This is a genomic window from Trichodesmium erythraeum IMS101 (assembly GCF_000014265.1).
In the GTDB taxonomy this organism is placed as follows: domain Bacteria; phylum Cyanobacteriota; class Cyanobacteriia; order Cyanobacteriales; family Microcoleaceae; genus Trichodesmium; species Trichodesmium erythraeum.
The window spans coordinates 6,259,694-6,284,490 of the sequence record NC_008312.1 but is presented as its reverse complement, the minus strand read 5'-3'; the positions used below and the strand labels follow the sequence as shown (position 1 = coordinate 6,284,490).

General features: G+C 29.7%; 18 protein-coding genes and 1 pseudogene. 11 read left to right on the top strand and 8 right to left on the bottom strand.

Features of this window, described 5'->3' with window-relative positions; genetic code table 11:
• Positions 1-224 precede the first annotated feature (224 nt).
• The 3 genes from menH (at position 225) to TERY_RS19550 (ending at position 4,497) form a co-directional block, all read left to right on the top strand.
• Positions 225-1,082 (top strand): 2-succinyl-6-hydroxy-2,4-cyclohexadiene-1-carboxylate synthase, encoded by an 858-nt coding sequence (gene menH / locus TERY_RS19560; protein ID WP_011613410.1) that lies wholly within the window; start codon positions 225-227, stop codon positions 1,080-1,082.
• A 671-nt stretch (positions 1,083-1,753) separates the two neighbouring features.
• Positions 1,754-2,698: an o-succinylbenzoate synthase gene (locus TERY_RS19555; RefSeq protein WP_011613409.1), complete on the top strand. Its 945-nt coding sequence runs from the start codon at positions 1,754-1,756 to the stop codon at positions 2,696-2,698.
• Positions 2,699-3,081: 383 nt separating this feature from the next.
• Positions 3,082-4,497, top strand: a complete 1,416-nt coding sequence (locus tag TERY_RS19550) for an AMP-binding protein (protein WP_011613408.1) — start codon at positions 3,082-3,084, stop codon at positions 4,495-4,497.
• Between the two features lie 884 nt (positions 4,498-5,381).
• On the opposite strand, the gene TERY_RS19545 is transcribed toward TERY_RS19550, so the two are convergent.
• The 6 genes and pseudogenes from TERY_RS19545 to TERY_RS19520 form a co-directional block, all read right to left on the bottom strand.
• Positions 5,382-5,627 (bottom strand): hypothetical protein, encoded by a 246-nt coding sequence (locus tag TERY_RS19545; protein WP_155994513.1) that lies wholly within the window; start codon positions 5,625-5,627, stop codon positions 5,382-5,384.
• A gap of 443 nt (positions 5,628-6,070) precedes the next feature.
• A pseudogene (locus tag TERY_RS37490) lies at positions 6,071-6,403 on the bottom strand (ketopantoate reductase C-terminal domain-containing protein).
• A 239-nt stretch (positions 6,404-6,642) separates the two neighbouring features.
• Positions 6,643-6,978 (bottom strand): 2-dehydropantoate 2-reductase N-terminal domain-containing protein, encoded by a 336-nt coding sequence (locus tag TERY_RS37485; protein ID WP_370495901.1) that lies wholly within the window; start codon positions 6,976-6,978, stop codon positions 6,643-6,645.
• A gap of 703 nt (positions 6,979-7,681) precedes the next feature.
• Complete coding sequence (locus TERY_RS19530) at positions 7,682-8,098, bottom strand: acyl-CoA thioesterase (protein WP_011613406.1); 417 nt, start codon at positions 8,096-8,098, stop codon at positions 7,682-7,684.
• Positions 8,099-8,262: 164 nt separating this feature from the next.
• A complete protein-coding gene (locus TERY_RS19525; protein ID WP_011613405.1) occupies positions 8,263-8,709 on the bottom strand; it encodes a tellurite resistance TerB family protein in 447 nt (148 codons plus the stop codon).
• Between the two features lie 182 nt (positions 8,710-8,891).
• Positions 8,892-10,199 (bottom strand): DUF815 domain-containing protein, encoded by a 1,308-nt coding sequence (locus tag TERY_RS19520; protein WP_011613404.1) that lies wholly within the window; start codon positions 10,197-10,199, stop codon positions 8,892-8,894.
• Positions 10,200-10,505: 306 nt separating this feature from the next.
• Between TERY_RS19520 and TERY_RS19515 the strand changes: the two genes are divergently transcribed.
• Positions 10,506-10,844, top strand: a complete 339-nt coding sequence (locus TERY_RS19515; protein WP_011613403.1) for a TMEM14 family protein — start codon at positions 10,506-10,508, stop codon at positions 10,842-10,844.
• A gap of 158 nt (positions 10,845-11,002) precedes the next feature.
• On the opposite strand, the gene TERY_RS19510 is transcribed toward TERY_RS19515, so the two are convergent.
• Entirely contained in the window at positions 11,003-13,381 is a 2,379-nt protein-coding gene (locus TERY_RS19510) for a protein kinase domain-containing protein (RefSeq protein WP_011613402.1), read from the bottom strand.
• A 1,182-nt stretch (positions 13,382-14,563) separates the two neighbouring features.
• On the opposite strand from TERY_RS19510, the gene TERY_RS25745 reads away from it, so the two are divergent.
• From TERY_RS25745 to mutT, 4 genes are all read left to right on the top strand, one after another.
• A complete protein-coding gene (locus tag TERY_RS25745; protein WP_011613401.1) occupies positions 14,564-15,001 on the top strand; it encodes a hypothetical protein in 438 nt (145 codons plus the stop codon).
• 2,236 nt (positions 15,002-17,237) lie between these two features.
• Positions 17,238-18,197: an RNA polymerase sigma factor, RpoD/SigA family gene (locus tag TERY_RS19500; protein ID WP_011613400.1), complete on the top strand. Its 960-nt coding sequence runs from the start codon at positions 17,238-17,240 to the stop codon at positions 18,195-18,197.
• Between the two features lie 554 nt (positions 18,198-18,751).
• The gene (locus TERY_RS19495; protein ID WP_011613399.1) at positions 18,752-19,093 is read left to right on the top strand and encodes a DUF760 domain-containing protein; all 342 of its coding nucleotides are present in this window, start codon (positions 18,752-18,754) and stop codon (positions 19,091-19,093) included.
• A gap of 471 nt (positions 19,094-19,564) precedes the next feature.
• On the top strand, positions 19,565-19,960 hold the full coding sequence (gene mutT, locus TERY_RS19490) for an 8-oxo-dGTP diphosphatase MutT (protein ID WP_011613398.1): 396 nt from the start codon (positions 19,565-19,567) through the stop codon (positions 19,958-19,960).
• Between the two features lie 2 nt (positions 19,961-19,962).
• On the opposite strand, the gene TERY_RS19485 is transcribed toward mutT, so the two are convergent.
• Complete coding sequence (locus TERY_RS19485) at positions 19,963-21,345, bottom strand: ATP-binding protein (protein WP_011613397.1); 1,383 nt, start codon at positions 21,343-21,345, stop codon at positions 19,963-19,965.
• A gap of 285 nt (positions 21,346-21,630) precedes the next feature.
• Between TERY_RS19485 and TERY_RS19480 the strand changes: the two genes are divergently transcribed.
• From TERY_RS19480 to TERY_RS19470, 3 genes are all read left to right on the top strand, one after another.
• Complete coding sequence (locus tag TERY_RS19480) at positions 21,631-22,530, top strand: AAA family ATPase (protein ID WP_011613396.1); 900 nt, start codon at positions 21,631-21,633, stop codon at positions 22,528-22,530.
• 3 nt (positions 22,531-22,533) lie between these two features.
• Entirely contained in the window at positions 22,534-22,881 is a 348-nt protein-coding gene (locus tag TERY_RS19475) for a hypothetical protein (RefSeq protein ID WP_011613395.1), read from the top strand.
• 64 nt (positions 22,882-22,945) lie between these two features.
• A complete protein-coding gene (locus TERY_RS19470) occupies positions 22,946-23,347 on the top strand; it encodes a hypothetical protein (RefSeq protein ID WP_011613394.1) in 402 nt (133 codons plus the stop codon).
• Positions 23,348-24,797 lie beyond the last annotated feature (1,450 nt).

The following is a 24,797-nucleotide window of genomic DNA, read 5'->3' as shown; positions in this document are numbered from 1 at the left end:
ATAATGGAGGAATTAGTTGTGATTAACACCAAAATAGATAAATGTTAGCTACAAACTAAGGAACTTGATTATAACTGCTTATTTTTTGTAGAAAGTTATTGATTTGCTTTCAGAAAATTATATATTATTTCCGTTACTTATTTATTACCAGGATTCTTGGTAAAATTATTTTTTTTAAAGGATATAAATAAATATTAAATTACTTTATTCATAATTATTGATTAATGTTTAATGGGAAAAATTATAAATTCAACTACTCCTTATCTCAAAAAAACAATAAAACAATAATTTTATTGTTACATGGATTTATGGGTAGTAGTAATGATTTTATAGAAATTATCCCTGAGTTATCTAAAAAATTTTGCTGTCTAACAGTTGATTTACCAGGACATGGAAAAACTAGAGTTTTTGATAGTGAAAAACATTACAATATGCACAATACTGCCACAGCATTGATTGGTTTATTAGATAATTTAAATATTGAAAAATGTTATTTATTTGGCTATTCAATGGGAGGAAGATTGGCATTATATCTAGGGATAAATTTTCCAACTCGGTTTGAAAAAATAATATTAGAATCAGCATCTCCAGGACTAAAGAGTAAAGCAGAGCGATCGCTTCGTTGTCAGTCAGATTTTCAATTAGCTAATAAGTTAGAAAATAGCAATTTTAAAGAGTTTTTAATTAACTGGTATAATCAACCGTTATTTGAATCTTTGAGGCAGCATAATAATTTTGAAAAGCTCATAGAAAGACGGTTAGAAAATAATCCATTGGAATTAGGAAAATCTCTCCGAAATTTGGGAATAGGTAACCAACCCTCACTTTGGAATAAATTATCAAATCATCAGATTCCTACATTATTAATGGTGGGAAAGTATGATCATAAATTTAAAGCTATTAATACAGAAATAGCAGAATTATGCCTGCCTGCTAAGTTGAAAGTAATTGGTGAATCTGGCCATAATATTCACTGGGAAAATCCTAGAGAATGGATGGAAACTATAATAAATTTCTTGATAAAGGGAAAGAAAAAAACTAATATAAGTTTAAAAAATACTACTAGAGTAACCTTTTTTTAGTAGCTAGAGAATGAATACCTTCGTTTAGCAATATAGAAAATTCAAGATCAAAGTTTTTCCTAACTCCTAACTATTTTTTTACTCTAATTTTTTTTAAATTTTATAGAACTCAATAAAAGTTAAAATTCAGAGAATTGATAAATATCAGTTATCTAAATAATTAGGATAGTTACTGTTATTAAAATATCGATTGTTTTGAATAAATTTAAATTTAGCAAATGTATATTTAGCAGTTTTTTTTATCAACAAATAGCTAGGAAAAACTGCATTTATTTATATTGATAAATAGTTCTATAATTATCAGAATAGAGGATAATGAAAATAGTATTTAAAATTAGGTCTTAAATTTTAAATCAAGGATGAATATGATATTTAAGTAAATTAATCAAATAGTAAAAATACACATTTTATAGATGTATTAGATATGATTAAAATACTATAAATTATTTCCTTATACTGCAATAAAGATAAGTATTCACCTGTAAACTAATCTCTTACAGAGGAATTATATTACCAGCTATGAGTTGTCAACTCATTATCTTGGAAGGAGGAATTAATATTCAAGGATAATTAAAAGTTATATTTGCACAACATGACCCAGGAAAAGCCAAATACTTACCAATAAAAATGTAAGAAAGTTAAGTTTTTCCAGAAAATCTTACAAAAAAAATATGCATTATAAACTAAAAATTTTTCCCTATAAACGGAACTTCAAACAACCTTTAAAAACAAGTCATGGTATTTGGCGTATTAGAGAAGGAATAATTTTAAAACTAACCAATAAAACTGGAGAAATAGGTTTAGGTGAAATTGCACCTTTAAGTTTTTTTGGTTCGGAAACTTTGTCGGAAGCTTTAGATTTTTGTCACCAGTTACCACCAAAAATTACAACAGAAACTATTTTTTCTATTCCCGATAATTTACCTAGTTGTAAATTTGGCTTTGAGTCAGCTTGGGAAAATTTTCAAGAAGTACAAGTACAGGAAAAAGAAGAATTAAACCCGAAATTTTACAGTGCTCTATTACCAGCAGGAAAAGCAGCTTTAGAAACTTGGCAGCAACTTTGGCAAAAAGGATACCGCACTTTCAAATGGAAAATTGGACTTGATCAAATTCAAACAGAAATAAAGATATTTCAGCAGTTAGTTAAAGAACTCCCTACCGGAATAAATTTAAGATTGGATGCCAATGGAGGATTAAATTTTGAAGAAGCAAAACAATGGTTAGAAATATGCGAAAATATCAATATAATTGAGTTACTTGAGCAACCTTTACCTGTTGATAAATTTATCGAAATGTTGGATTTAAGTAATTTCTATTCTACCCCTATTGCCTTAGATGAATCTGTTGCTAACCTCAGCAAAATGCAACAATATTATCAACAAGGTTGGCAAGGAATATTCGTAATTAAACCTGCTATTTTTGGTTCCCGTATTGATCTCTGTAACTTTTGTCAAAATTATCTCATTGATGCAGTTTTTTCTTCAGTATTTGAAACAAAAATTGCTAGAAAAGCATCATTGCAGCTTGCCACAAAATTACAACCAAACTTAAGAAAAAACCGTGCTTTTGGTTTTGGTATCACCCACTTTTTTGATGCAGATATAGAAAATTAAGCCAAAACTCAAAAATTTATGTCTTTATCTGCGGGAGGGAGTCAAAATTTATCTATATATTTTTCAGAAATGAAATATTTTAGTTACCAGCTAATTTGACCGAACATATCAACTCTTGTCTCAGATAAAATTTAGCCATAATTATAAATTTTCAGTCTTTATCTGCGGGAGATAGTCAAAATTTATCTATATATTTTTCAGAAATGAAATATTTTAGTTACCAGCTAATTTGACCGAACATATCAACTCTTGTCTTAGAGAAAATTTAGCCATAATTATAAATTTTCAGTCTTTATTTGCAGGAGGTAGTCAAACTTTATAGTCTTTTTTACAATAAAATTAATCATAAACTATCAGCAAAATACTAATACTATAACTAATTTATGAACCTAATCTTTAACTACCTAAAAAAATACCAAGTCAAAAGAAGTAAAACTTTTTTGAGCTCTAGCGAATTTTCTTATCTTACGAACAAAAAAATTAAAAACTTAATCAAAATTGCAAATCCAAGAACTCCTAGCAAAGTATTAATATCAGAATCAAATCCAACAGAATTTATTTCTAGTTTTCTTGCTGCTGTTGGTGCTAATTGTCAAGTATTTTTATGTAATCCAAAATGGGGACAACTAGAATGGGAAAAAGTTTTAAAATTAGTAGAACCAGACATGATTTTGGGAAATATTCTTAACCATAAATCTCTCGAAAAGTCTTTAGAAAAAATATCTAGTTTGTCTAGAGATAACCCCTGTAAAAAAACTCTGACTACTGAGGAAAATTTGATTATGATTCCTACTGGTGGCTCATCTGGCAAAATTAAATTTGCTATTCATACATGGGAAACTTTAATGTCATCTGTAAGAGGTTTCCAAGGATATTTCCAAGTACAAGAAATTAATTCATTTTGTGTTTTACCCCTATATCATGTCAGTGGTTTAATGCAGTTTATACGCTCCTTTACTACTGGGGGAAATTTAATAATTTTGCCATCCTATAAAGATATTTTAGAACAAAAAGAATGGAATATTAACCCCAATGAATTTTTCATTTCCCTAGTACCAACTCAGTTACACCATTTGTTACAAAAGGCAGAAACAGCTAACTGGTTATCTAATTTTAAAATAGTGCTTTTAGGTGGTTCCGCAGCTTGGGAAGAATTATTTGATGCTGCAAGAAAATATCAAATTAAATTAGCTCCAACTTATGGAATGACAGAAACTGCTTCTCAAGTTGCGACTCTTAAACCACAAGATTTTTTGGCAGGAAATAATAGTAACGGTCAAGTATTACCTCACGCTAAAATTATTGTGAAAAATGAAAGTGGGAAAATATTATATCAAAATCAAATTGGTAATATTAGCATTAAAGCTAATTCTTTGGCGTTAGGGTATTATCCTGATATATTTAATAATTATGAAAGTCTAGTAACAGATGATTTAGGATTTTTTGATCATCAAGGTTACTTAAAAATAGTAGGTCGTAGTAGTCAAAAAATTATTACTGGTGGGGAAAATGTTTTTCCGGCAGAAGTTGAAGCTGCTATTTTGACAACTGGTTTAGTTGATGATATTTGTGTAATTGGCTTAGCAGATAAATATTGGGGTGAAGTTGTAACTGCTGTTTATGTGGGTAATTATTTTGAAGTTTCTAAGGAAAAGTTGTTAGCTGCTATTGATAAAAAATTGAGCAAATTTAAGCAGCCTAAATATTGGCTAAGAGTAGAAAGTTTACCTCGTAATTCTCAAGGAAAAATTAATCGAGAGTTTTTAAAAGAAATTGCTATTCAAAGAATAGGAGAATAGGTCTAACTATTACAGCACTTTTAAAATACATAAACCACATTATCAAAACCAAAAATATGTGCAGATAAATATTTGGCATCAGGTTGTAAATTCTCATAAATGTGGGTAATTATTTTGAAGTTTATAGGAAAAATTGGTGCGCTGCTATTGATAAAAAATTGAGCAAATTTAAGCAGCCTAAATATTGGCTAAAAGTAGAAAGTTTACCTCGTAATTATGAAGGAAAAATTATTGAGAGTTGTTCAAAAAATTTGCTATTCAAAGAATAGGAGAATAGGTCTAACTGTTACAGCACTTTTTAGATAGATAAACCACATTATCAAAACCAAAAATCTCTAGGAACGTTCCATGCACCGTCACAACTTTAGTTTACTAATCATGAAAATTGCTGTATTAAATTATTTTCACCCTATTTATAACAAACTAACAAATATCCAGCATGTTCTTGGTCTTGATAAATAAATTCATATTTACTAAAACCAGCTTTTTTTTACTTGATTTATAATTGTATTTTCTGTTTCAGGAAAATTGCAATTTTTGATGTGTGTAACTGTTATATCTATTTCATCCTTAGTCAAGGTAAACCAATTTTTCCTAATATTTTGCTTATATTTTGCTAAATAGCAATCATGAGTTTCTCCTTCTTCTCTAAAAAGATCAATTAAAATAAAACAAGAATTAGGATTCAGTATTTGCCAAATATCATTAATTAGTTGCTTATCTAATATACTTAAGTGATGAATAGTATAGAAGGAAAAAACAATATCAATTTTTAAGTTTTTAGTAGAGACTAATTAACTCTCTAAATACATATTTAATATTGCCTATAATTAATTTTTTTTCCAAGGAAAATCGGCAATATTTTCCTGGGCAATTTTCAATGCTTATAGTGATAAATCAACACCAGTATAACTATAGATATCACTGTCGATAAGACAAGGTATTATAGTTGATAAATCCCCACAACCCAGGTCTAAAAAAGAAAATAATTTATCTAGATAATTGAGAATAAACTGATGTAAGACATTATACATTTCTTTATGTCTCATGTGATTATTTTTGATAATTTTCTGGAAAATATGCCAGTTTTTAGCAAACATTTCCGCATTAGAAGAGGGTTTGATTTCCAATTTTGGCAATATTTTTAGACATAATTATATAAATTTTATCAAAAGGTTTTATCAAAAGGTTTATTAGGAGAGAAAGGTAATACTGCTTTAGAATTATATAGCTTTTCTCAAGTATGGAGGTTGATTCAGTTTGCTACATAAATAGGCAACAAACAAGCAATATATTTAAAAGTTTCAGGGTGTTTATCTATAGCTTGATTTCTTCATATTGTATGAATAGATATCGGAAAAACAGTCACCATCAAAATAGGAATGTACCTACAAATATAATTTTCAGAAAAGTTTAGATAATCAAATGCTACAACAAAAGCAACTATAAATATAAAAATATTCTCAATACTATTCTCAACAAATTTATGAAATATAAAAAAGTTTAAATATATACATTATTTGATTTTTATTTAACTTGAAAATTTCTGTATATTTATAGCATCTATAAATTTTCATTGTTGATACAACATTCCCATTTTTGATAACTTCATACCAGCCTTACTTGCCATTCGTAAAGGGTTGCCAATAATTCCTTCTATTTCTAAAGGTCGTCGTCGCTAATAGTCAATTTTCATGCTAGTTAAATAAGGTTGTAATTTTTCAGTATGGTCTAACATTTTTTGAATATAATTATCTGGAATTTGAAGCTGACAACTTTTTGCTCCCTCTAAAACTTCCTGCATTATTTCTACTACTAAATTTATCGTATTAGCATTTCCGATAATTTCGTCAGTTCGAGCATCTAAAATTACTGAAAAACTGTTATAAGAAATATTCCAAACCAATTTTTTTCATCTTTCTAGTAGTAAATTTTCAGTGAAATAAACCGGAACTCCAGAAATTTTAAAATCATGAGTAATCTCGCGCATTTTATTAGTAATTTGAGCAAGTTGATAATTCCTGGCGTATCTTCCAATTCTAATTGAACTATCATCTATATGATGAATATAACCAAAACTTAATTTGTTACAGGCAAGATTACATATTCCTCTTATTAACCTTTTTTTCCAACAATTTTGGCAACTTATGGTTCTGCACTTAAGCCAGTTTGCAAGAGTAAAACAACAGTATTTTCTTTTAATAAAGGAGGCAAAAATTTTGCTAATAAATTATTTTGTGTTGTTTTTAATCCTATGAGAATTACATCACATTTTGGCATTTGATTAGTATTTTTATAGGCATTAACTTGAGATAGTTTAAAATCTCCATGTTTTGATTTTATAACTATGCCATTTTCCAGAACATGATGATAATCACTATGTAGTAATAAATGAACTTCTAACCCTGCTTTTTGTAGTTTTGCACCGTAAAAACCTCCTAGTGCACCACTGCCAATTATGGCATAAGTATTGCTTGACATTTAATCTATATGAAATTCAAATTTTTTTGATTAGTGAAAGTCTTCTATTATTCTTAACTAGATGAAAGTTGGTTCAGCTATTATAACTAATACATTTAAAACTTGAGAATACGAGACTAATATTTTGAGTATTTGGAAATATATTTGTACTTTTAAAATGTTTAAATAGTTAGAATTAATTATATGACATTCAAAAAAATAGAATATTATTAGTAAATTTTAAATCATCAATAAACCTATAATCCTTCAGTAATTAACAATTAAAAATCAATATTTTTTGATATGCTGATTCAATTATTAAATTAATATGACTGAATTTAACCACTATTAAATTCTGGTATCTTATGGTTTTATATATTCAAATTATTCGATTTTACTTGATTTATATTAATAGTATTTTTGCTACTCACTTAAATCTTTTCCCTAAAGTAAACCCTAGTATAAATGCTAATAAATTAGGTACACATATATCAATAAACCAAACCTCAGTTTCCTGAATATTCTGGATAAAAGGATAAAAAATGATAGCAAGAAAAAATATGATAATAGCTGCAGCTATCGCAAAAATAAGAACTTTATTATTACAAGCTGCCAATAAACCAACTATCAGGAAAAAATTATAAATCTTTTCCTAAAGAGATTTATAAAATCAAAAAAAGACTCCAATATATCCATAATTTTATTATTCCATAATTTTACTAAACTAGAAAGTTTGAAAACTCAATAACCATCGCCTTATTTCATCAGATAATTTTTGCCTACTTTTACTTTGAGGATGAATACAAACGTGCTTTGTGCTAGCTCTCGCTGCCCACTTTTTTCCTACCTCTTTTAAAAAAACTTGATAAGAAATTTCAAACTCATCATCTCCCCAAGTTTTAGGCATTAATTCAATAGTTAACTCATCCCCACAAAACATTGGACGACGAAAATCAACATTAGCATGAATAATTGGAATAGCAATTTCTTGATTACTAAAAAAAACCTTCAAATTAATATCAAATGCTGCTAAAGATGCCTCGTAAGCTTCATGGCAAATTGCTAAAACATTAACAAAATAAACCACACCTGCAGCATCAGTATCCTGAAAATGAACTATTCTTCTATAGTAAAAAGACATTAATAGAAATAAATCGAATTGTGAGGATAAAAAACATAGAATATAGCCAATTACTCTCAATTAGATATACTAATAGGAGGCTAAGTACCTATAATTAATAGGTTTGAATATTCATATTTCAAGTAACCAGCTTCCGTCAGAGGTACTGAAATTGATAACTAAGATTAACCCTTATTTTTAATCATCATTACATCAATAATATTATTAGCTACTGTTTCAGAAATTTCTAAAGCATTATACAATTCATTCAGAAGTTGTTCTTCCTCTTCAGCAAGGTTTCCATCTACTAAAACTAAATCTGTACTAACAGCAAACACTGTCTCCTTTAACTCTTTAGGAAGTTTAGCAACTGCAGCATCAAATAAAGGCTTAATTTCTTTATTCTTAATTATACCTAACAGACGGTCTAACATTTCTTTTTTACGTTCTTCTGAATAATTACTAAACAGTTCCATTCGAGATAAAATATTACTAATACCTTGTTTTTCACTCTCAGTAATAATATCATCTACAGCTACAGTAATTAAAGCGATCGCTGCAAAAGCTTCTGCTGGTTCAAGTTTAATATCAGTAGCTTGTATTGTTGTTTTTTCTTGCTCAAAAATACCCATGTTTTAGTTACCTTATTAGTAATTTTTTTACTTTCACTCAACTCTGATTTTTCTAAGATATTTAGTGCCAGATTTTAGGAAATAGTCTGTAGGTTATAGATGAAAAAATTTACTTAACACCTCCAACTTCCACCACTATTTAATAGAAACTAAAACTTATCACTTGCATCCTATATCCTTGTTCAACACTTCTCAAAAACTGCTAAATTAGCTTTGATAAAATCAATAAATTGTCGCGCCCCTCGCCCAGAACGACCATTATTTCTAGTTGCCCATTGTAAGGCTTGATAATCTAAATCTTCAGGATTTAGATTTACCTTTTCTTGCTTGGCTAGATGTCTAACAATTTTTAAATAGGTATCTTGGTTAGCAGGTTCAAAAGTTAAAGTTAAACCAAAGCGATCGCTAAAAGAAAGCTTTTCTTGAACTGTATCCCAATTATGCACCTCATCACTATCTTTTGGGGAAGGGCGATCATTAAAAAATTCTCTTATTAAATGCCTTCTATTTGAAGTAGCATAAACTACCACATTTGCTGGTCTAGCAGTTAAATTACCTTCTAAAACAACTTTTAAAGCCTTAAAAGTATCATCATCTTCTTCAAAAGAAAGGTCATCAACAAAGATAATAAATTTTTGTGGAACATTCCGTAATTTTTCTACAATTAATGGTAGCTCTTTTAAGTCAGACTTAGCTACTTCAACTAAACGGAGATTCCTCTGACTATACTCATTTAATAAAGCTTTTACTAAGGAAGATTTCCCAGAACCACGACTACCATAAAGTAAAACATTAAGAGCTGGATATCCTGCCAGAAGAAATTCTGTATTTTTAATTAAAGTATCTCGTTGGAATTCATATCCTACTAGTTCCTTTAATTTAACTGGATCAGGATAAGTAATAGTTAATAGTTGATCATTACGCCATTCAAAAGCAATTGATTCAGCAAATAAACCTATACCAAAATCACGATAATGAGTAGCTAAAGCCTCAATAGAATCTGCCCAATTTTCTGACTTTATGAACTTTTGATAGATAGGTTCTTTTCTTTCTATTTTTTCTTCCCAAGTAATAGGAAGTTTTTCTAATTTAGCTATTGTTTTTACCCACTGACCAATTGTTTTACTATTGCACTTATAAAGATTTTGTAAAATTTGCAAATCATTTTTTGCTGCTGCAATTAGATTAGGAGATAGGTTAGTAATATTGATTGTTTGAACTTGTTGACTAAAGGGATTATCATCCTGAATTATCCGATCAATTAGATATTCTTGCCAGGAAATATTTTGACTAGCAATAGTTCTAAACCAGTTACCATAAGCTCGAAGGCATTCTATAGCAACTCCATCATTTTTAGACAAAGATTCTAGTAACTTAATAAAAGCTTCACCCACTGTTTTTTGTAAAACCGACTGATACAACAATAGAGATGCTATTTGCTGTTGTAAGCTTTTAATTTGGGCTAACACTGGAGAATCTAAATAAGACATAGTTAATAATATAATTGCCTTACTAATAAATAACTATTTTTTTTGATTTTTTAGATAGTATATCATTCTCTAATAAATTTTACGAGCTCCAATTATAAACCACTTTTTTTTACATTTACTTAATATATAATTTAAAGCTAAGAAATATTGAAAAAAATATTATTAAATAGTAAAAATAAATTAGCTTTAATCAGAATTTAATAATTATTGAACCTTAATGATGCAATATTAATTTTTAATAAATTAGCTAGCTATTTGCGCAAGTAAGCTGTATAAATTAGTTTGAGTTTTTGGAAGATCATAAAAATGACTATAAATATTGCAATAATAGCAGCGATCGCCTATGGTATGTTAGCCATTATTGGAGGCATTATTGGATACACAAAAGTAGGCAGCAAAATATCCTTAATATCTGGTAGTATAAGCGGCTTGCTACTAATTATTAGCGGAATCATTCAACTGATGGGCATAAATTGGGGTCTCACATTTTCTACCATTATTACAACTATCCTAATCATTACATTCATGATACGTTTAGCAAAAACTCGTAAAATGATGCCTGGGGGATTAATGATTTTCACTGGTATTGTTGCTGTAGCAGTTATGGTTTATGAAATTAGTATAAAAAATTCAGCCACAACTTAAATTAAAACCTAGAAGTATGAAAATATATGGCAATAGAGTTGCCCAGAGTTGCTCGAAAAATAAATTGATAAGCTTCAGCAACCAAGCCTTTTCTGTTGCCCTACCTATCTAATAAGAGAGATTACTTTTAACCTTTTGACTTACCCATGGCTATATAACTATCTCTGCCAAAGTTTAATAGTTCTATCCTTACCACCACTAGCAATACTATTGCCATCAGGACTAAAAGCAACTGTATAAACTTCATCTGTATGTCCGGTCAAAGTATTCAACAATTCTCCTTTTTCTAAATCCCATACCTTAATGTTATTATCCTTACCGCCACTAGCAATATAGCGACCATCTCGACTAATATCAACAGATATAACTTCAGCAGTATGACCAGAGAGAGTTTTGATTAACTTTCCTGTTTTTAAATCCCAAATTTTAACCGTAGTATCATAACTACCACTAACTATTTTTTTCCCATCTGGAGTAATCTTAACAGACCTAATAGCTCCTGTGTGCCCATTTAATGTATTAATTAAATCTCCCGTATCTAAATCTTCAATTTTGATAGTTTGATCTGCGCTACCACTAACTAATTTTTTACCATCAGAACTAATATCAATAGAATAAATTGTATCTGAGTGATCGGGGAAACTAAAAATCAAAGAACCTGTTTTTAAATTCCAAACTTTAACCCTTTTATCCCCACTAGAACTAGCAACTATTTCATCATCAGGACTCATAACAACTGACCAAATAGGTGCTCGATGTTCAAAAATTTGAAATGGTTCTTCTGCTACTGTTGGCACATTCCAGATCATTACCCTCCAATAATAAGTACCTGCAACTAATTGAGTAGCATCACTATTAAAAGCAACTGACCAAATTATAGAATCATCAGCAGGAAATGTGTTGATAACTTTTCCTGTAGGTATTTCTAAAATTTTTACTGTTGTCTCTCTACTACCAGTAGCTAGCATTTTTCCATCTGGACTAAATACAACACTACTAACGGCCGCTAAATATTGAGAGAAATCTTCTACTTGATAATTTTCCCAATTTTTACCTTGTTTACATTTTTGTAAAATATCCTGGGCTTCAGAAAAAACACTAGAATTTTCGGTAATTATAGTATTTTTACTGATGCAATCTTCATAATTTCTTTCTCTATATAAGTTTCTCAATAAATTTAATTGCGCCACTTCTTGTTGTTCTTTTCTTAAAATTTTCTCTTGCTGTATCTTATAATCATTTTGAAGTTTTATATATATATAAATAACAAATATTACTGAAATGGTAATAGTGACAAAACGTACAATTAATAACCAGCTAATAGAGGCTCTTTGATAGTTATTTATAAATGTTTTTTTTAACTTTAAAAATAGAGATTTAGGAACTACTCTATCTTCTATTAATTTTACGTCCTCCTGAGTCAGTCCTAACACTTGCTGTAAATATTTCAACTCCTCAAGAGTTTCATTAGTAAAGGGATATTCTTGTTGAATAGTCTCTCGTAATCTTTGCTCATATTTTTTTCCTTTCTCCTGATATTTACGGTAAGGATTTAATATATCATCTTCTATTATTTCTGTTTCTTCTTGTGAGAGTTCTAAATTTTCTCGTAGTGCCTCTAAAATTCCTCTCCCTGCAGGAGAAATATCTCCGCGATAACTAGCGCGACGAATAACCTCTTCCTGATAAGCTTTTATTTTACTAGTTTTATTTAAATTATAGCGAATTTCCTTTAAATCCTCTATAACTTCTGTTGCTGACTGATAACGTTCACGATAATTATAGCGCACCATCTTATCTAAAACATCTGCTAAAGCTGTAGAACAATTTATTCGGTTTCGCCAAAATATTTCTTTTTTATTGCCATTTTCCTGATATTTTAGTTTAGATAATTCACTACTAGGTAACCCTGTAATCCCCTGAATTCCCATCATTCCTAAAGCATAAATATCACTATTTAATTGTGGGTTATATTCAAATTGTTCAATTGGCATATATTCCATTGTACCAATCCTTGCAGTTCGACTTGGTTGAGCAATATTAATTTCTTTAATAGCTCCAAAATCAATTAGAACTAACTTATTATCTAATTTTCTTCTAATTAAATTAGCAGGCTTAATATCTCGATGAATTACATTATTTCTATGTACAAACACCAAAATTTCTAATACTTCTATAAGAATTCTAATTATTTGGATTTCAGATAAAGCTCTACCTGGTAATATTTCATTATCCAAAGATTTACCAGGAATAAAAGATTGAACTAAATAAAATTCTTGGTTTTCTTCAAAATAAGCAAGTAGTTTAGGAATTTGATTATTTTGAGATAGCTTTTCTAGTATTTGTGCTTCTTGTTGAAATCTACGGCGAATAATTTCCAGAAATTTTTGGTCAGAAATACTTGGCTGTAAATGCTTAATAAAACATTCTGCAGCTCCTGGACGACGGATATCTTGGGCTAGATAAGTATGGGCAAGTCCTTCGGACTCAATAATTTTAATAATTTTATAGCGTCCATCTAAAATATTTTTAACCATTATGCTAGAGCCTTTCTTTATTGATAAAACCTCCTTCTTAAGAGGAGGGTTTTAATTAAGTAGTTGAGTATAAATAAATTTACAGCCTTAAGTTAGTCATCAGGTAAAAAAGAGCAAGATTAGAGGAGACACTGTTGCTTGTTCCCATCTTTTCTCCATTTTCTAATTAATTTTACCAACCTATCTTATGCCATAAAACAATTTACTCATCTTCGACATCTATAAATTATCAAAATAGCCAAAAATAAAGCTTAAAAAATTAGTAGATATACTTTGAAAATTATTTGCTCAAAAAAATAGTTTTAAAGTAAGCATTCAGCAATGCATTCAGTCAGCTAAAGGGCTTTTGAATAACTGCCAAGCAACTACTAAGGTTACCTGATGACCAATTACATAACAAACAAACATTTCTAACATCCCAAATGGGAAGCAAATGGAATGGGGAGCAAAAGTCATGCTGTGCAAACATAACTTTTTAACTCTCCTGGGAGACTAATTTCTCCCTCCAATATAATGAGTTAATAACTCATAGCTAATAGCTGACCACTGAATACTTACGTTTTAAGCCTTAATACTCCCATTAACAGGTAAAAGTTAAATTGTTAAAGCATCTTTAATAAATACCTCTGTAATAACAGGCTTGAGATTCATCAGTAGTCAAATAATGAATAACTACTGCTGAAGTTAAGAAAGTATCTATAAAATATATATTAAGGTCTACTCAAAATCTAAGTTTCGGTGGGTTAGGTGCTAATTACAGAGATTATTAAGTTAAACGAAGGAAGGAATGTACTCTTAACCAAGCTTAAACCAGGATTTAATATTTTATTTACAGATATTCTCCTACCTTAGGGTAGTTTGGGAGTAAATTTTTATTCTTTCTCTCAATTACTTTGACCTGCTTCTATCCCCAATAACTGATAGCTAATAGCTAACAACTAAATAGTTACATCTTAACTAACAAAATTTCCTGATTTAACTACTGAAGATTAGAAATTTCAGAATAGCTCTCAATGATTAATTCTAGAAAATATGTTATTCGAGAACATAAATTTATTCTGGTAAAAAGTGTAATATGGAAAACTGAGTAATAGTTAAGACTACTAAACACAAAAGCAAAATTTCAGTAGTACTATCATAAATAGCAAAGATCGCTAAAATCAGATATATGGAGTTAAGTAGATGAGTCACGAAATCATAGCAATTAACAGGCCTGTGAGACCAAAACAGGTAATTGAAGCTAATTCTGCTGAGAAGACACTGCGCGAAAAAACTGAGTCCAAACCACAAAAACCTACTCTAATAAAAAAACCCTCATCAAGAACAGAAAGTATAAATCAACCGAGTAAACTACAAAGACCAAGAAAACTAAGTAAACCAAAGTTAAAAGAATCTATAAAACAAGCGACCAATGCTCACGGAAAAATCTTTAGCTCAGGAGATAAAATTTTAGTATCAGCACCCTGGAGTAATGTGGTAGAAGCTAAAATTACGGGTTTTTATAAGAGTCCAGAAGGTTCGATTTGGGCAATTTTTATTCCTCAAAAATCTTTACCTAATTGGAAATGGGAAAAAGGTTGCATCCGCGCTGAATTATTAAAACTAGCAGAATTTAGATAATTATAGTATTATTAAATTCAGGATTATCAGTACCTATAAATCACAACAAAAAGTTGAAAATTCTGCTTAGGTTTTTCAATATATCTAGCTGGGAGGGAAGTTATTTCAGTTACTAGTTATTAGTACCTCCAGTTTCTCGAAAAGACTTTTTTTCCTCTTAAAATGAGAGGCTTCAAATCTTAATGTGCTGATCAAAATGAACTGGAATTAGGCTGAATTATCCCTCCCCCCCAAAAAAAAAGCTCAAATTAACCAATTTATCAAAGTGATAAAACTGCTAGTTTTTATGAAGCAAATTATTGATACAATAGAAAAAAATCTTATTGTTGTTTGGTTTTGATTGTATGTTGCCGGGTTTGTATGTCTTGATCGATCGCTTTATGCTATATTCAAAATAGATATAGTACTCTTGTATTTAATAATCATAGTATTTTCTTGAAATATATGGTTAGCAAACCTTGTCAAATAGGTTGAAATTTGTAATGGGAGGAAGCAATCTTTGTGATAGATTTCTGTCTTTCTCTTTTCTTGAGAACTTTGACTTTACCTGAGAATCAAGCACTATTCTAAATTGTAGTAGCTTAATTGTTAGATTTATACTCGTAGATAGTAGTTAAGGTATAAACTAGATGATAATTACTCGCATCTTTATTCTCTGCATTTAGTAGTATCTGTTCCCAAAAATTATTAGATTCCCACCCATTCATTCCTCAGAATTAGTCCTATGAATTAGACTTGTTTGAGATCAACTTTCAGGAAAATCAGGAATACTTGCTGAAAAAACTTATAAGACTTTTCTAATTGTTTGATCTGTGTCAGCTATTAAACCTAATACCTAAAGCCTAGATGGTTTTTATTTTCTCTCTGCATGTGTAAATTAAATCTTGATCATTTTTATTTTCTAAGTTTTTGATCCCATTCAAAAAGTTAATGCCAATTCTCATAGGTTCATGCTAACTTTTTACAAAAATTTAGTTATTAAATAATTAATTAATTAATATAAAAATAAAAAAAATATTTTTTTTTACTCTCTTTAGCTAACTTCATGTTAATTATTATGTTTACTTCTCCTACACTGCCCTAACTTTCTTATTCAATAAAATGTAGAAAAGTTTTGGATAAATGGTATAACAAATAAAAATTATCCAGGAATACCATTAATTTTTATTCCCATAAAAAATCACGAATAATATGAAAGGAAAAGAAAGAATACTTAACTTAGGTGAAAATTCAATTATTAAGTAATTAACACTTTACCAATAGCTTTTTTGATAATAAAGAACCAAAAGTGTGTTAATTATTCTGATGTTGTATAAACTTTGTATCTAAGTTTCTTACCCTTCCAAGGTCTTAGTGAGGGGAAGGTTTCTTACTCAAGCAAGTTTAACAAACATTTGTTAAATTCGTATAAAGGAGTGTAAACAATCTTTTACTATGATATCGACTACATGTCCTAATAAATCTTCTAAAAATTAAATTTGTGATTCATAAAAATTGATTTTATCAAAACCAGATTCAGTAACCATACTGAGATAATAAGTAATATAAAACCGGCCAACTGTGAGAGGCTTTTTTTAAAGTTACAGCCGTTATTAAATAAAAAACTAGGCAATGAGAAAAGTCTAAAAGTAGACTTTTATTTTAGTCTTTTAGTATTACATATAACTTTTTTTTCAAAAGTCAAAATATAACAGTCAAATACTAAGAAAATAAGTCCAGAAGTTCTAGTTCGATCAAGTTTTTTTAGAAAAGAAAATTTTTGTAATTTTGTTGTGTAGGATGCAATTTTTTTTAGGATTTATGAGTAGGGTCATATAGGCAATTCAACTTATTTATCCAAAAAATCAATTGGTAATGGTATAGCCATCTAGTCTTAGAAATGTTAATATTCTTAACGTAGTGTTTATTTATGTAAAGCCCACAAAAATTATCTGAAGCGATAAGAAAGTCTATTTTAGGTAAATCCCATTAGGATTATTTACCAAATCTAAATTCCAAAATAGTAAAACTTCTTTAGATCGCCAATAAATACCGATTTTAGAGCCAAAAAAATAATACTTGGACTCCTTACTCATATCTAAAAAATCTAAAATCTATAATTTAGACTCTCTATAAGCCAAATAAATCATAAATGGCCAGAGAAAAAAACTTTTTTTAAGAAAAATTCAAGAAAAGCGTAATGCCCGCCCGCTTTTCTTACTATCTCAAAGTAGATTTATCTAGCGGGATGAAGATTATGAAGATTGGTAAAACCTCAGACATAGATTCTGTATGCACTTATCTAAGAGAAATTGGTCGCGTTCCTCTATTAAGCCACGAAGAAGAAATTCTTTATGGAAAACAAGTTCAACGCTTAACGGCTTTGCAGGAATTTAACCAAACGTTGGCAGAAGCTTTAGGCCGTGAACCAACATTATTAGAATGGGCTGAGGCCAAGGAGCTGTCGAAGTCTGAATTGCAGCGAATTATTAGGGAAGGCGAAAGAGCCAAGCGAAAAATGGTAGAGGCAAATTTGCGTTTGGTAGTATCTGTTGCTAAAAAATATATCAAGCGAAATGTAGATTTGCTTGATTTAATTCAAGAAGGCACCATTGGTATGCAGCGAGGTGTAGAAAAGTTTGACCCGACTAAGGGCTATAGATTTTCTACTTATGCTTATTGGTGGATTCGTCAGGCTATAACCAGAGCAATAGCAGAAAAAGGCCGCACAATTCGTTTACCTATCCATATTACAGAAAAGCTAAATAAGATTAAAAAAGTTCAGCGCCAACTGACTCAACAGCTAGGACGTTCGGCTACTACTGGTGAAATAGCAGAAGAACTAGGTTTAACTCCAAAACAAATACGGGAATGCTTAGAACGGGCTCGCTTACCTTTATCTCTAGATTTGCGAGTGGGAGATAATCAAGATACAGAATTAGGAGACTTACTAGAAGATACAGGAGCTTCTCCAGAAGATTATGCTCTCCAATCTTCCATGCGAACTGATTTAGAATCAATCATGGTTGACCTTACTCCTCAACAAAAGCAAGTTTTGGCCTTAAGGTTTGGTTTAGAAGATGGCCAAACTATGACTCTATCGAAAATTGGTGCCCACCTGAATATTAGTCGTGAAAGAGTACGGCAGATAGAGCGGGAAGCTTTAAGTAAACTTCGTAAAAGAAAACAAGATATGAATGATTATTTAGCTAGTTAGGGCAAATACATAGACGTTTGTTTAGTATTCTTAGGGCTATGTACTGTAGAGAAACCCTAAGACTATACTGGAAGTAACCTCAGATTTATTTCCGATGAAACATAAACTGGCCTTTGTAAATCTGAGAAGGTATCTATAAAATAAATATTAAGGTTTGCTCAAAGTCTAAGTTTCGGTGGGTTATGGCTAATTACAAAGATTATTAAGTTTAACGGAGTAATTTGCGCCTAACCCACACGAGTAAACCGATAAGCCTTAAATGTTCCTTGAGAAAAAGTTCCCCAACCTTACCAAAACAATAATTATACTGAAAGATTTAATGCACAAATAAGATAAACCACACCACTCTACTACACCAGGATTTAATATTTGATTTCTAGATATTTTCTTATAAATTACTCGTTATAGCTTAATTACAATGTTGGGAAGATGTCAAGCTGCTAAATTAGTAATTAGGAAGTCAAAAAATATTAATAATTTCAAGAGATATGGTTGGTTAATTCCATCAGCCATGGTCGTCAAAACAAAAAAAATTTCTGAAATGGAGAGAAAAAATGGCTAATAGAAACAATAACGGGTCAGATTTATTTGAAGAAAGTTCGGAAGAAGCCAATTTACTTTGGCAATATGTTCAGTCTATGAGTCCAGATACAGTGTCTCACTTATCAAAACCAACTTCCCAAGAAGTTTTTCAGGTAATGGAGCGAAATATTGTTGGACTCTTGGGAAATATCCCTTCGGAACAATTTAATGTAAATGTAACAACTAGCAGAGAAAATTTAGGCAAATTATTAGCTTCAGCAATGATAAGTGGCTATTTTCTGAGAAATGCTGAACAAAGAATGACATTTGAAAAGTCTTTTAAAGTCAATCAAATGTTTAATAATGAGGGCTAACTATTGAAGTCAAATAATTTACAAAAGTTGATAAAATTGTATGTTATTTGTCATCATAATATGAGAGCTATGTCTAATTTATCTGAAGGAGGTAAATAACTAATTGACATAAAATTGATCTTACACAAACTCACAAACTAAAGATTTCATTAGACCTAAAAACTTACAATTGTTTTTGTTAAAATAGGCGATTTTGATTCCCTCGCCTAGACTAAAATAGCCGCTATTAACCCACGAAAACTATATGTATCATTAGCTTGAGTTTCAAGGGATTTCAAGCCTTAAGAGAGATAATAAGTTACAGAATGTCCTCAGTGGTATATGGCTGAAACACCCAAGCTAGCTTCAAAGCTCATGTAATCATCTATAAGTAAGTTTGGGTAATTTTAGTAGAACGGTTAATTAGTCAATTTTTAATCATTCCCTTGGTTGCTAGACTAAGGGTTTTTTTTATTAGAAATAAGAATTAATATGGCATTATCTAATAAGTTAATTGGCGTTGCTGTCATCTGGGATGAAACAGGAAAAATATTAATTGATAAACGAAGATTAGGGGATTCGTTTGGTGGTTTATGGGAATTTCCTGGAGGTAAAAAAGAAGCTGGTGAAACAATAGAAAATTGTATTAAAAGGGAAGTTTTAGAGGAGTTGGGAATTGAGGTTGCAGTAGAAAAGCATTTAATTACAATAGAGTATAATTATTCTGAAATTAGACTCATCCTTCATGTATATCATTGTCGTTACTTGCGGGGAATACCAAAAGCTATAGAATGTGATGAGTTTAGGTGGGTAACATTAGATGAGATAGATAGATTTACTTTTCCTGAAGCTAATGAGCAAATTATTACTGCTTTGAAGAAAATATGAATCTAAGTAGATTGATTTTGAATATACTGTTTCCAGACTTTATTTAAACTAAAATAAGTTGTCTGATATTCTTGTTTTATATCTAATAATAATCGTCTTTTTAGTGACTGTATAGCATTCAATAAGTCTGATGTTGATAACTCCAAATTTTTATCAATTTGATGCAAAGTAACTGGTTTATTTGCTTGAGAAAGTTGAATTATTATGGCTTTTTCATTCTGAGTTATTCGTTGAAAATTTTTATCTAATTCTGCTACTAAAGACTCACTGAAAATTACTTTTTCCCATGACAAAAATTTAGCAACACTATTGTCAAATAATTCTTGAATCATGGTGCCAGTAAATTCTATCCAACGAGGGTTACCTTGATAGATATTAATTAAATTTTCCCAAGCTTCTTCGTCTAACAATTTCTGGTTTTGGAGAATTTGTTTTGCTGCTAATCCTAAGTTACTTAAAATGAGCGATCGCACATACTTATTATTTGTTTCTAGTTGAGCTATTTCTATGGGTTTTTCCCTACTATTTAATATTAAACAACTGTGATGATTAATTTCGGCAATAAGCTGAAAAAATATCTGGTAATTTTCATATTCAGTTTGATATTGACCGGCAATTTTTCCACTACAAAAAAGTATTTGTAAGTCATCAAAAACAATCAAACAACGATATTGACGTAAGCAGTTGAGCAGTTGTGATATTTGGGTTTCAATATTCTCGTAAGTATCTCCTTGGTTGGGGAAATTTTTTAATAGTTTAGTAAGAGTTATATCAAGAGTAGGGGAAAAGCGCAGACTCCGATAAATGATGTAATTAAAATTAGTTTCTATTTGTTTTATTAATTCCAGTATTAGAGTTGTTTTGCCTATACCACTAATTCCTAAAAGTGCAATGAGGCGAGATGAATCTTTTACTATCCAGTTTTCTAAAGTTTTTAATTCAGAAGAGCGATCGTAGAAATTAAAAATGTTGGGTGCTTCAGCTAAATCAATTTTTGGTTGATTTTTAGTTTCTTGGGAATTTTCTATAGAAGTAGGCGATCGCTCTCTATCTGAAAAAATATTAATATTATTAGCTGTGGGGTTAGCATGACAATATCCCGAAATAATAGCCGATGAAAAATTAAGGCTTTTGATATTTCTAAATACACTTTTAAAATTAGACTTCTTAACTTTTTCACCTAAGACTAATGAGAGAATATTCCATAATTCTTGTCCTACATTTTTGACATGACTGTCACTAAAACCAATGTCTTTAGCAATATCTGAATATTTCTTACCCTCTATAGTGCCTTTCAATAAATTTTTTTGTAAATCTTCTAAATGTTTTCCGGTTTTAGCAAAAATTAAATTATCTACTAATTGCAAGACTTCTGCACTATTCATAAATCAATTAATATTAAATCCCGTTCTAATAGACCATTTACTTAAAACCCTAAATCCCTTTTAGAAATAAAATTTTAGGAATATAGTGTCACCAGAATAAACTTTGTATTTAAACTAAGTCATTTTAAAAGTACTATACTTTTCGTAATTTTTCTACTTTTATAGAACGGGTAAAGTTCATACTTTTTACACTATTATTAAGCCTTATTTTTATTTAGAATAGTATTGTTTGCTGTTATAAAAATCTCTAACAATGGCAAAATAAAGCCAACAGAAAATCAAACCATGAAATTTGAACTAGTCAAGGAGAAAAACAAGTCTAATGCCAAAGATGAAGTTAGTAGTTTACTCGAAACACCTAAATGGACGTTAGATGAAATAGCTTTGTCAAAAACTACAATTGAGCAAATTAAAGAAATGATTGCTTATGTAAAAAATCGGGATAAATTGTTACTTGAATGGGAATTTAATCGTTTTCTCAAAACAGGTAATGGTTTAAGCATCAACTTTTTTGGATTACCAGGTACAGGAAAAAGCATTACTGCTGAAGCCATTGCCAAAAAGTTAGAAACTCAGATCATCAAGGTTAATTATGGAGAATTAGAATCTGAATTAGTAGGTGGTACATCTAAGAATTTATCAAAGGTTTTCAAGCTAGCTGAAGAAAATCAGAGCTTATTATTTTTTGATGAAGCTGATGCTGTATTAAGTAAAAGAATTTCCAACTTATCCCAAGCAGCAGATCATGGTGTTAACTCTGCCAAAAGCACCTTATTAACATTGATGGATAAGTTTAATGGCGTAATTATATTTGCCACAAACTTATTTGAAAATTATGATGAGGCTTTTTTAAGGAGAATTATTTTTAATGTTGAGTTTCCCGTACCAGATATAGAAATGAGAACTCAACTTTGGCAATTTCATATATCTGAAAAAGTGCCTAAAAATATCAGTTATGAAAGAGCGGCTGAAATTAGTGAAGGATTATGTGGTGGAGATATTAGGAACATCACAATTAAGCTAGGATTAAAATTGCTAGTTGGTAAAGTAAAAGTTATTGATGAAGAAGTTATAAATGAAGAAATCGACAAATATAAAACTATCAAACTGCGTCACAAAAAAATTAATTTAGCAGAAACAGTTGTTGTAGAAAACGGAAATAATTCAAATTTAAAGGAGGAATAAATTATGCCGATAGATCCTATAACTTGGACAATTATAGGTTTAAGTTTTTTTGGTGGTGCTGCTGTTGGTTATTTTTGGGATGACATCACAGCTTGGTTTACTCGCGTAATAGAATCTCTACTAGATTTGATAAACCGAGCCGTTGAGGTAACTTCTGATGCTATTGTTTATCTAGTTAAAAAAGGCAAACGCATTTACAAAAGAGTTGAAATTTTTGCTAGAAATATTTATGACAAAACTACAAGACTTTTATCAGACCAAGAGGAAATTGATCCCTTAGATGTTCCTCAAGACTTAGAGGATCAACTCGAATACAAAGCAAAGCTGGAGTTAGGCCGAAGAGGTACTTAAAGTAACAACTAAAGTTAATACAAAATGATTCAAAAAAACTTTAATTTTTTTCAGGAGGATATCTATGAAAAAAGCAAACAATTTAGGAAATAAGTTTGGTGAATTTTTCAATACTGTTAAAAATGCAGGGGAAAAAATATCACAAGCATTACAAGAAAATGTTGTTGATATTGATACTTTGAATAGTATCCAGAGGGAAACTTTAAATTTTGCTTTACTGGAGGAAGATATTGAAAATATCCATACAAGAATTGAACAAGAAGGATATTCTGTGTTGGGAAGCCGTCTTATTCTTGATGACCAAAAAGAATTGATAGAAATTAAAACTTACAGTAAAAAAGGAGAAAAAAGTTTTCTCAATACAACAAGTGCTACAGTCAAGAGAGTGACAAATATTCCGACTGAGATTCTAGATGAAATAAAGACTAAAGGTAGCGCTGAAATAAGTGTTAAATTTGATGATTGATTTGACTTTTATTTAAAATAAATTATGGTTAAATAATTGTTATTATAAACCTCAAGAAGCAATCTCACAGTAATAGAGATTGCCTCTTTCCACTCCGTTCTATTCCCAATAAAAAATTTATTTTTAGATTGACTATCGCTCTTTCATAGTAGCGATCGCCAAATCCGAAAAAAAATAATTAAACTTTAAAAGAAGAATTATATAATAAGTATCTTTAATAATTATTCACCTAATAAAATTGAGTTCATTAAGTTTTTAGAAAAATCTATTAAATATCTAGTTAATTTAGCTGTAACTCTCTAGTTTAAGCTGTTTACTCTGTTGCTTTTTAATAATTTTTTTTATCAGCGATCGCACAATGTCAAATTATTCATAAATATTTAAAAAATTGGCTTTCTTATTAAGTAAGTTTAGGTCAAGAAAATAGCCATAAATTATAGTATAAAATATTTTGACCATGGGTTGTAATCTGCCTTGATAAATTTGGCTAATTTTTGAACAGCAATTAAATAGTTATTGTTTATTTGTGTAATTAATTGAGTGGTTTTTGACAATTTCAATAATCCATCATAAAAACAGTATTGTGAAGTAAATATTTGATATAAAGTATTGCACTTGTTGGATTTATGATAGTTTTTTATTTTCAACAATTTTAAGAAAAAAAAAGATCCACTATTTTGATTAAATAATGAAATCATTGAAACAAAATTTTGCTGATTATTGTGAAAATTAGTAAGAGTATTTCTGAAACCTTGAGCATCAACAGCCAGCCATTTTTGCAATCAATTATATCAAAATTATTTTCTTCCCTATTCATTAAAATCCTAAAGAGTATTCAGAAAATTTATTCGTTTTATTTTCAAATAAATTGTTGAAGATGATGATACTTTTTCTGGATAAATATTGAAAAATTCATAATATTTGATTTATTAGCTAAAGGCAAATCACCAAGAATCAAAAATAGATGTATATTAAGACATAGATATCAGAATAGTTATCATTAAGATTAACAACAATTCATTTCTTTAGCCTTGATATTTACCGAAATCATGGATTTTTTTGAGCTGTTTAATTAGAATATTTATATACACGATTTTATACAAAAAAACAGTTGATAAGTAAAAAAAATAATTACATTGACCAACTATTTTTTTTATATAAAAGCTTCAAATGAAATAGCCCTGCCCTCATGGGAGGGGTTAGTGTGGGTATCCTACTCAAGATATGGGCTGAGAAGTTTTTGATAAATGTTATAAAAGCGATATTTTTATCTTCAACAGTAATTAAATACCAAAACAAGAAACCCAGTTTCTTAACATAATTATTATTTTTGGCTATTTTCTAACTGGAACCTGTTTAACTCAAGAAAAAGCTATGCAATTTTCTAGTATCAAACTCAAAAAATAAAACAATACATCAAGGTCAACAAAACCGACTAATAGTTAAAAGC

Bases quoted from the DNA above. Each gene is read 5' to 3' on its own strand.
- menH (WP_011613410.1), top strand. From the start codon at position 225: ATGTTTAATGGGAAAAATTATAAATTCAACTACTCCTTATCTCAAAAA.
- TERY_RS19555 (WP_011613409.1), top strand. From the start codon at position 1,754: ATGCATTATAAACTAAAAATTTTTCCCTATAAACGGAACTTCAAACAA.
- TERY_RS19550 (WP_011613408.1), top strand. From the start codon at position 3,082: ATGAACCTAATCTTTAACTACCTAAAAAAATACCAAGTCAAAAGAAGT.
- TERY_RS37485 (WP_370495901.1), bottom strand. From the start codon at position 6,978: ATGTCAAGCAATACTTATGCCATAATTGGCAGTGGTGCACTAGGAGGT.
- TERY_RS19530 (WP_011613406.1), bottom strand. From the start codon at position 8,098: ATGTCTTTTTACTATAGAAGAATAGTTCATTTTCAGGATACTGATGCT.
- TERY_RS19525 (WP_011613405.1), bottom strand. From the start codon at position 8,709: ATGGGTATTTTTGAGCAAGAAAAAACAACAATACAAGCTACTGATATT.
- TERY_RS19520 (WP_011613404.1), bottom strand. From the start codon at position 10,199: ATGTCTTATTTAGATTCTCCAGTGTTAGCCCAAATTAAAAGCTTACAA.
- TERY_RS19515 (WP_011613403.1), top strand. From the start codon at position 10,506: ATGACTATAAATATTGCAATAATAGCAGCGATCGCCTATGGTATGTTA.
- TERY_RS19510 (WP_011613402.1), bottom strand. From the start codon at position 13,381: ATGGTTAAAAATATTTTAGATGGACGCTATAAAATTATTAAAATTATT.
- TERY_RS25745 (WP_011613401.1), top strand. From the start codon at position 14,564: ATGAGTCACGAAATCATAGCAATTAACAGGCCTGTGAGACCAAAACAG.
- TERY_RS19500 (WP_011613400.1), top strand. From the start codon at position 17,238: ATGAAGATTGGTAAAACCTCAGACATAGATTCTGTATGCACTTATCTA.
- TERY_RS19495 (WP_011613399.1), top strand. From the start codon at position 18,752: ATGGCTAATAGAAACAATAACGGGTCAGATTTATTTGAAGAAAGTTCG.
- mutT (WP_011613398.1), top strand. From the start codon at position 19,565: ATGGCATTATCTAATAAGTTAATTGGCGTTGCTGTCATCTGGGATGAA.
- TERY_RS19485 (WP_011613397.1), bottom strand. From the start codon at position 21,345: ATGAATAGTGCAGAAGTCTTGCAATTAGTAGATAATTTAATTTTTGCT.
- TERY_RS19480 (WP_011613396.1), top strand. From the start codon at position 21,631: ATGAAATTTGAACTAGTCAAGGAGAAAAACAAGTCTAATGCCAAAGAT.
- TERY_RS19475 (WP_011613395.1), top strand. From the start codon at position 22,534: ATGCCGATAGATCCTATAACTTGGACAATTATAGGTTTAAGTTTTTTT.
- TERY_RS19470 (WP_011613394.1), top strand. From the start codon at position 22,946: ATGAAAAAAGCAAACAATTTAGGAAATAAGTTTGGTGAATTTTTCAAT.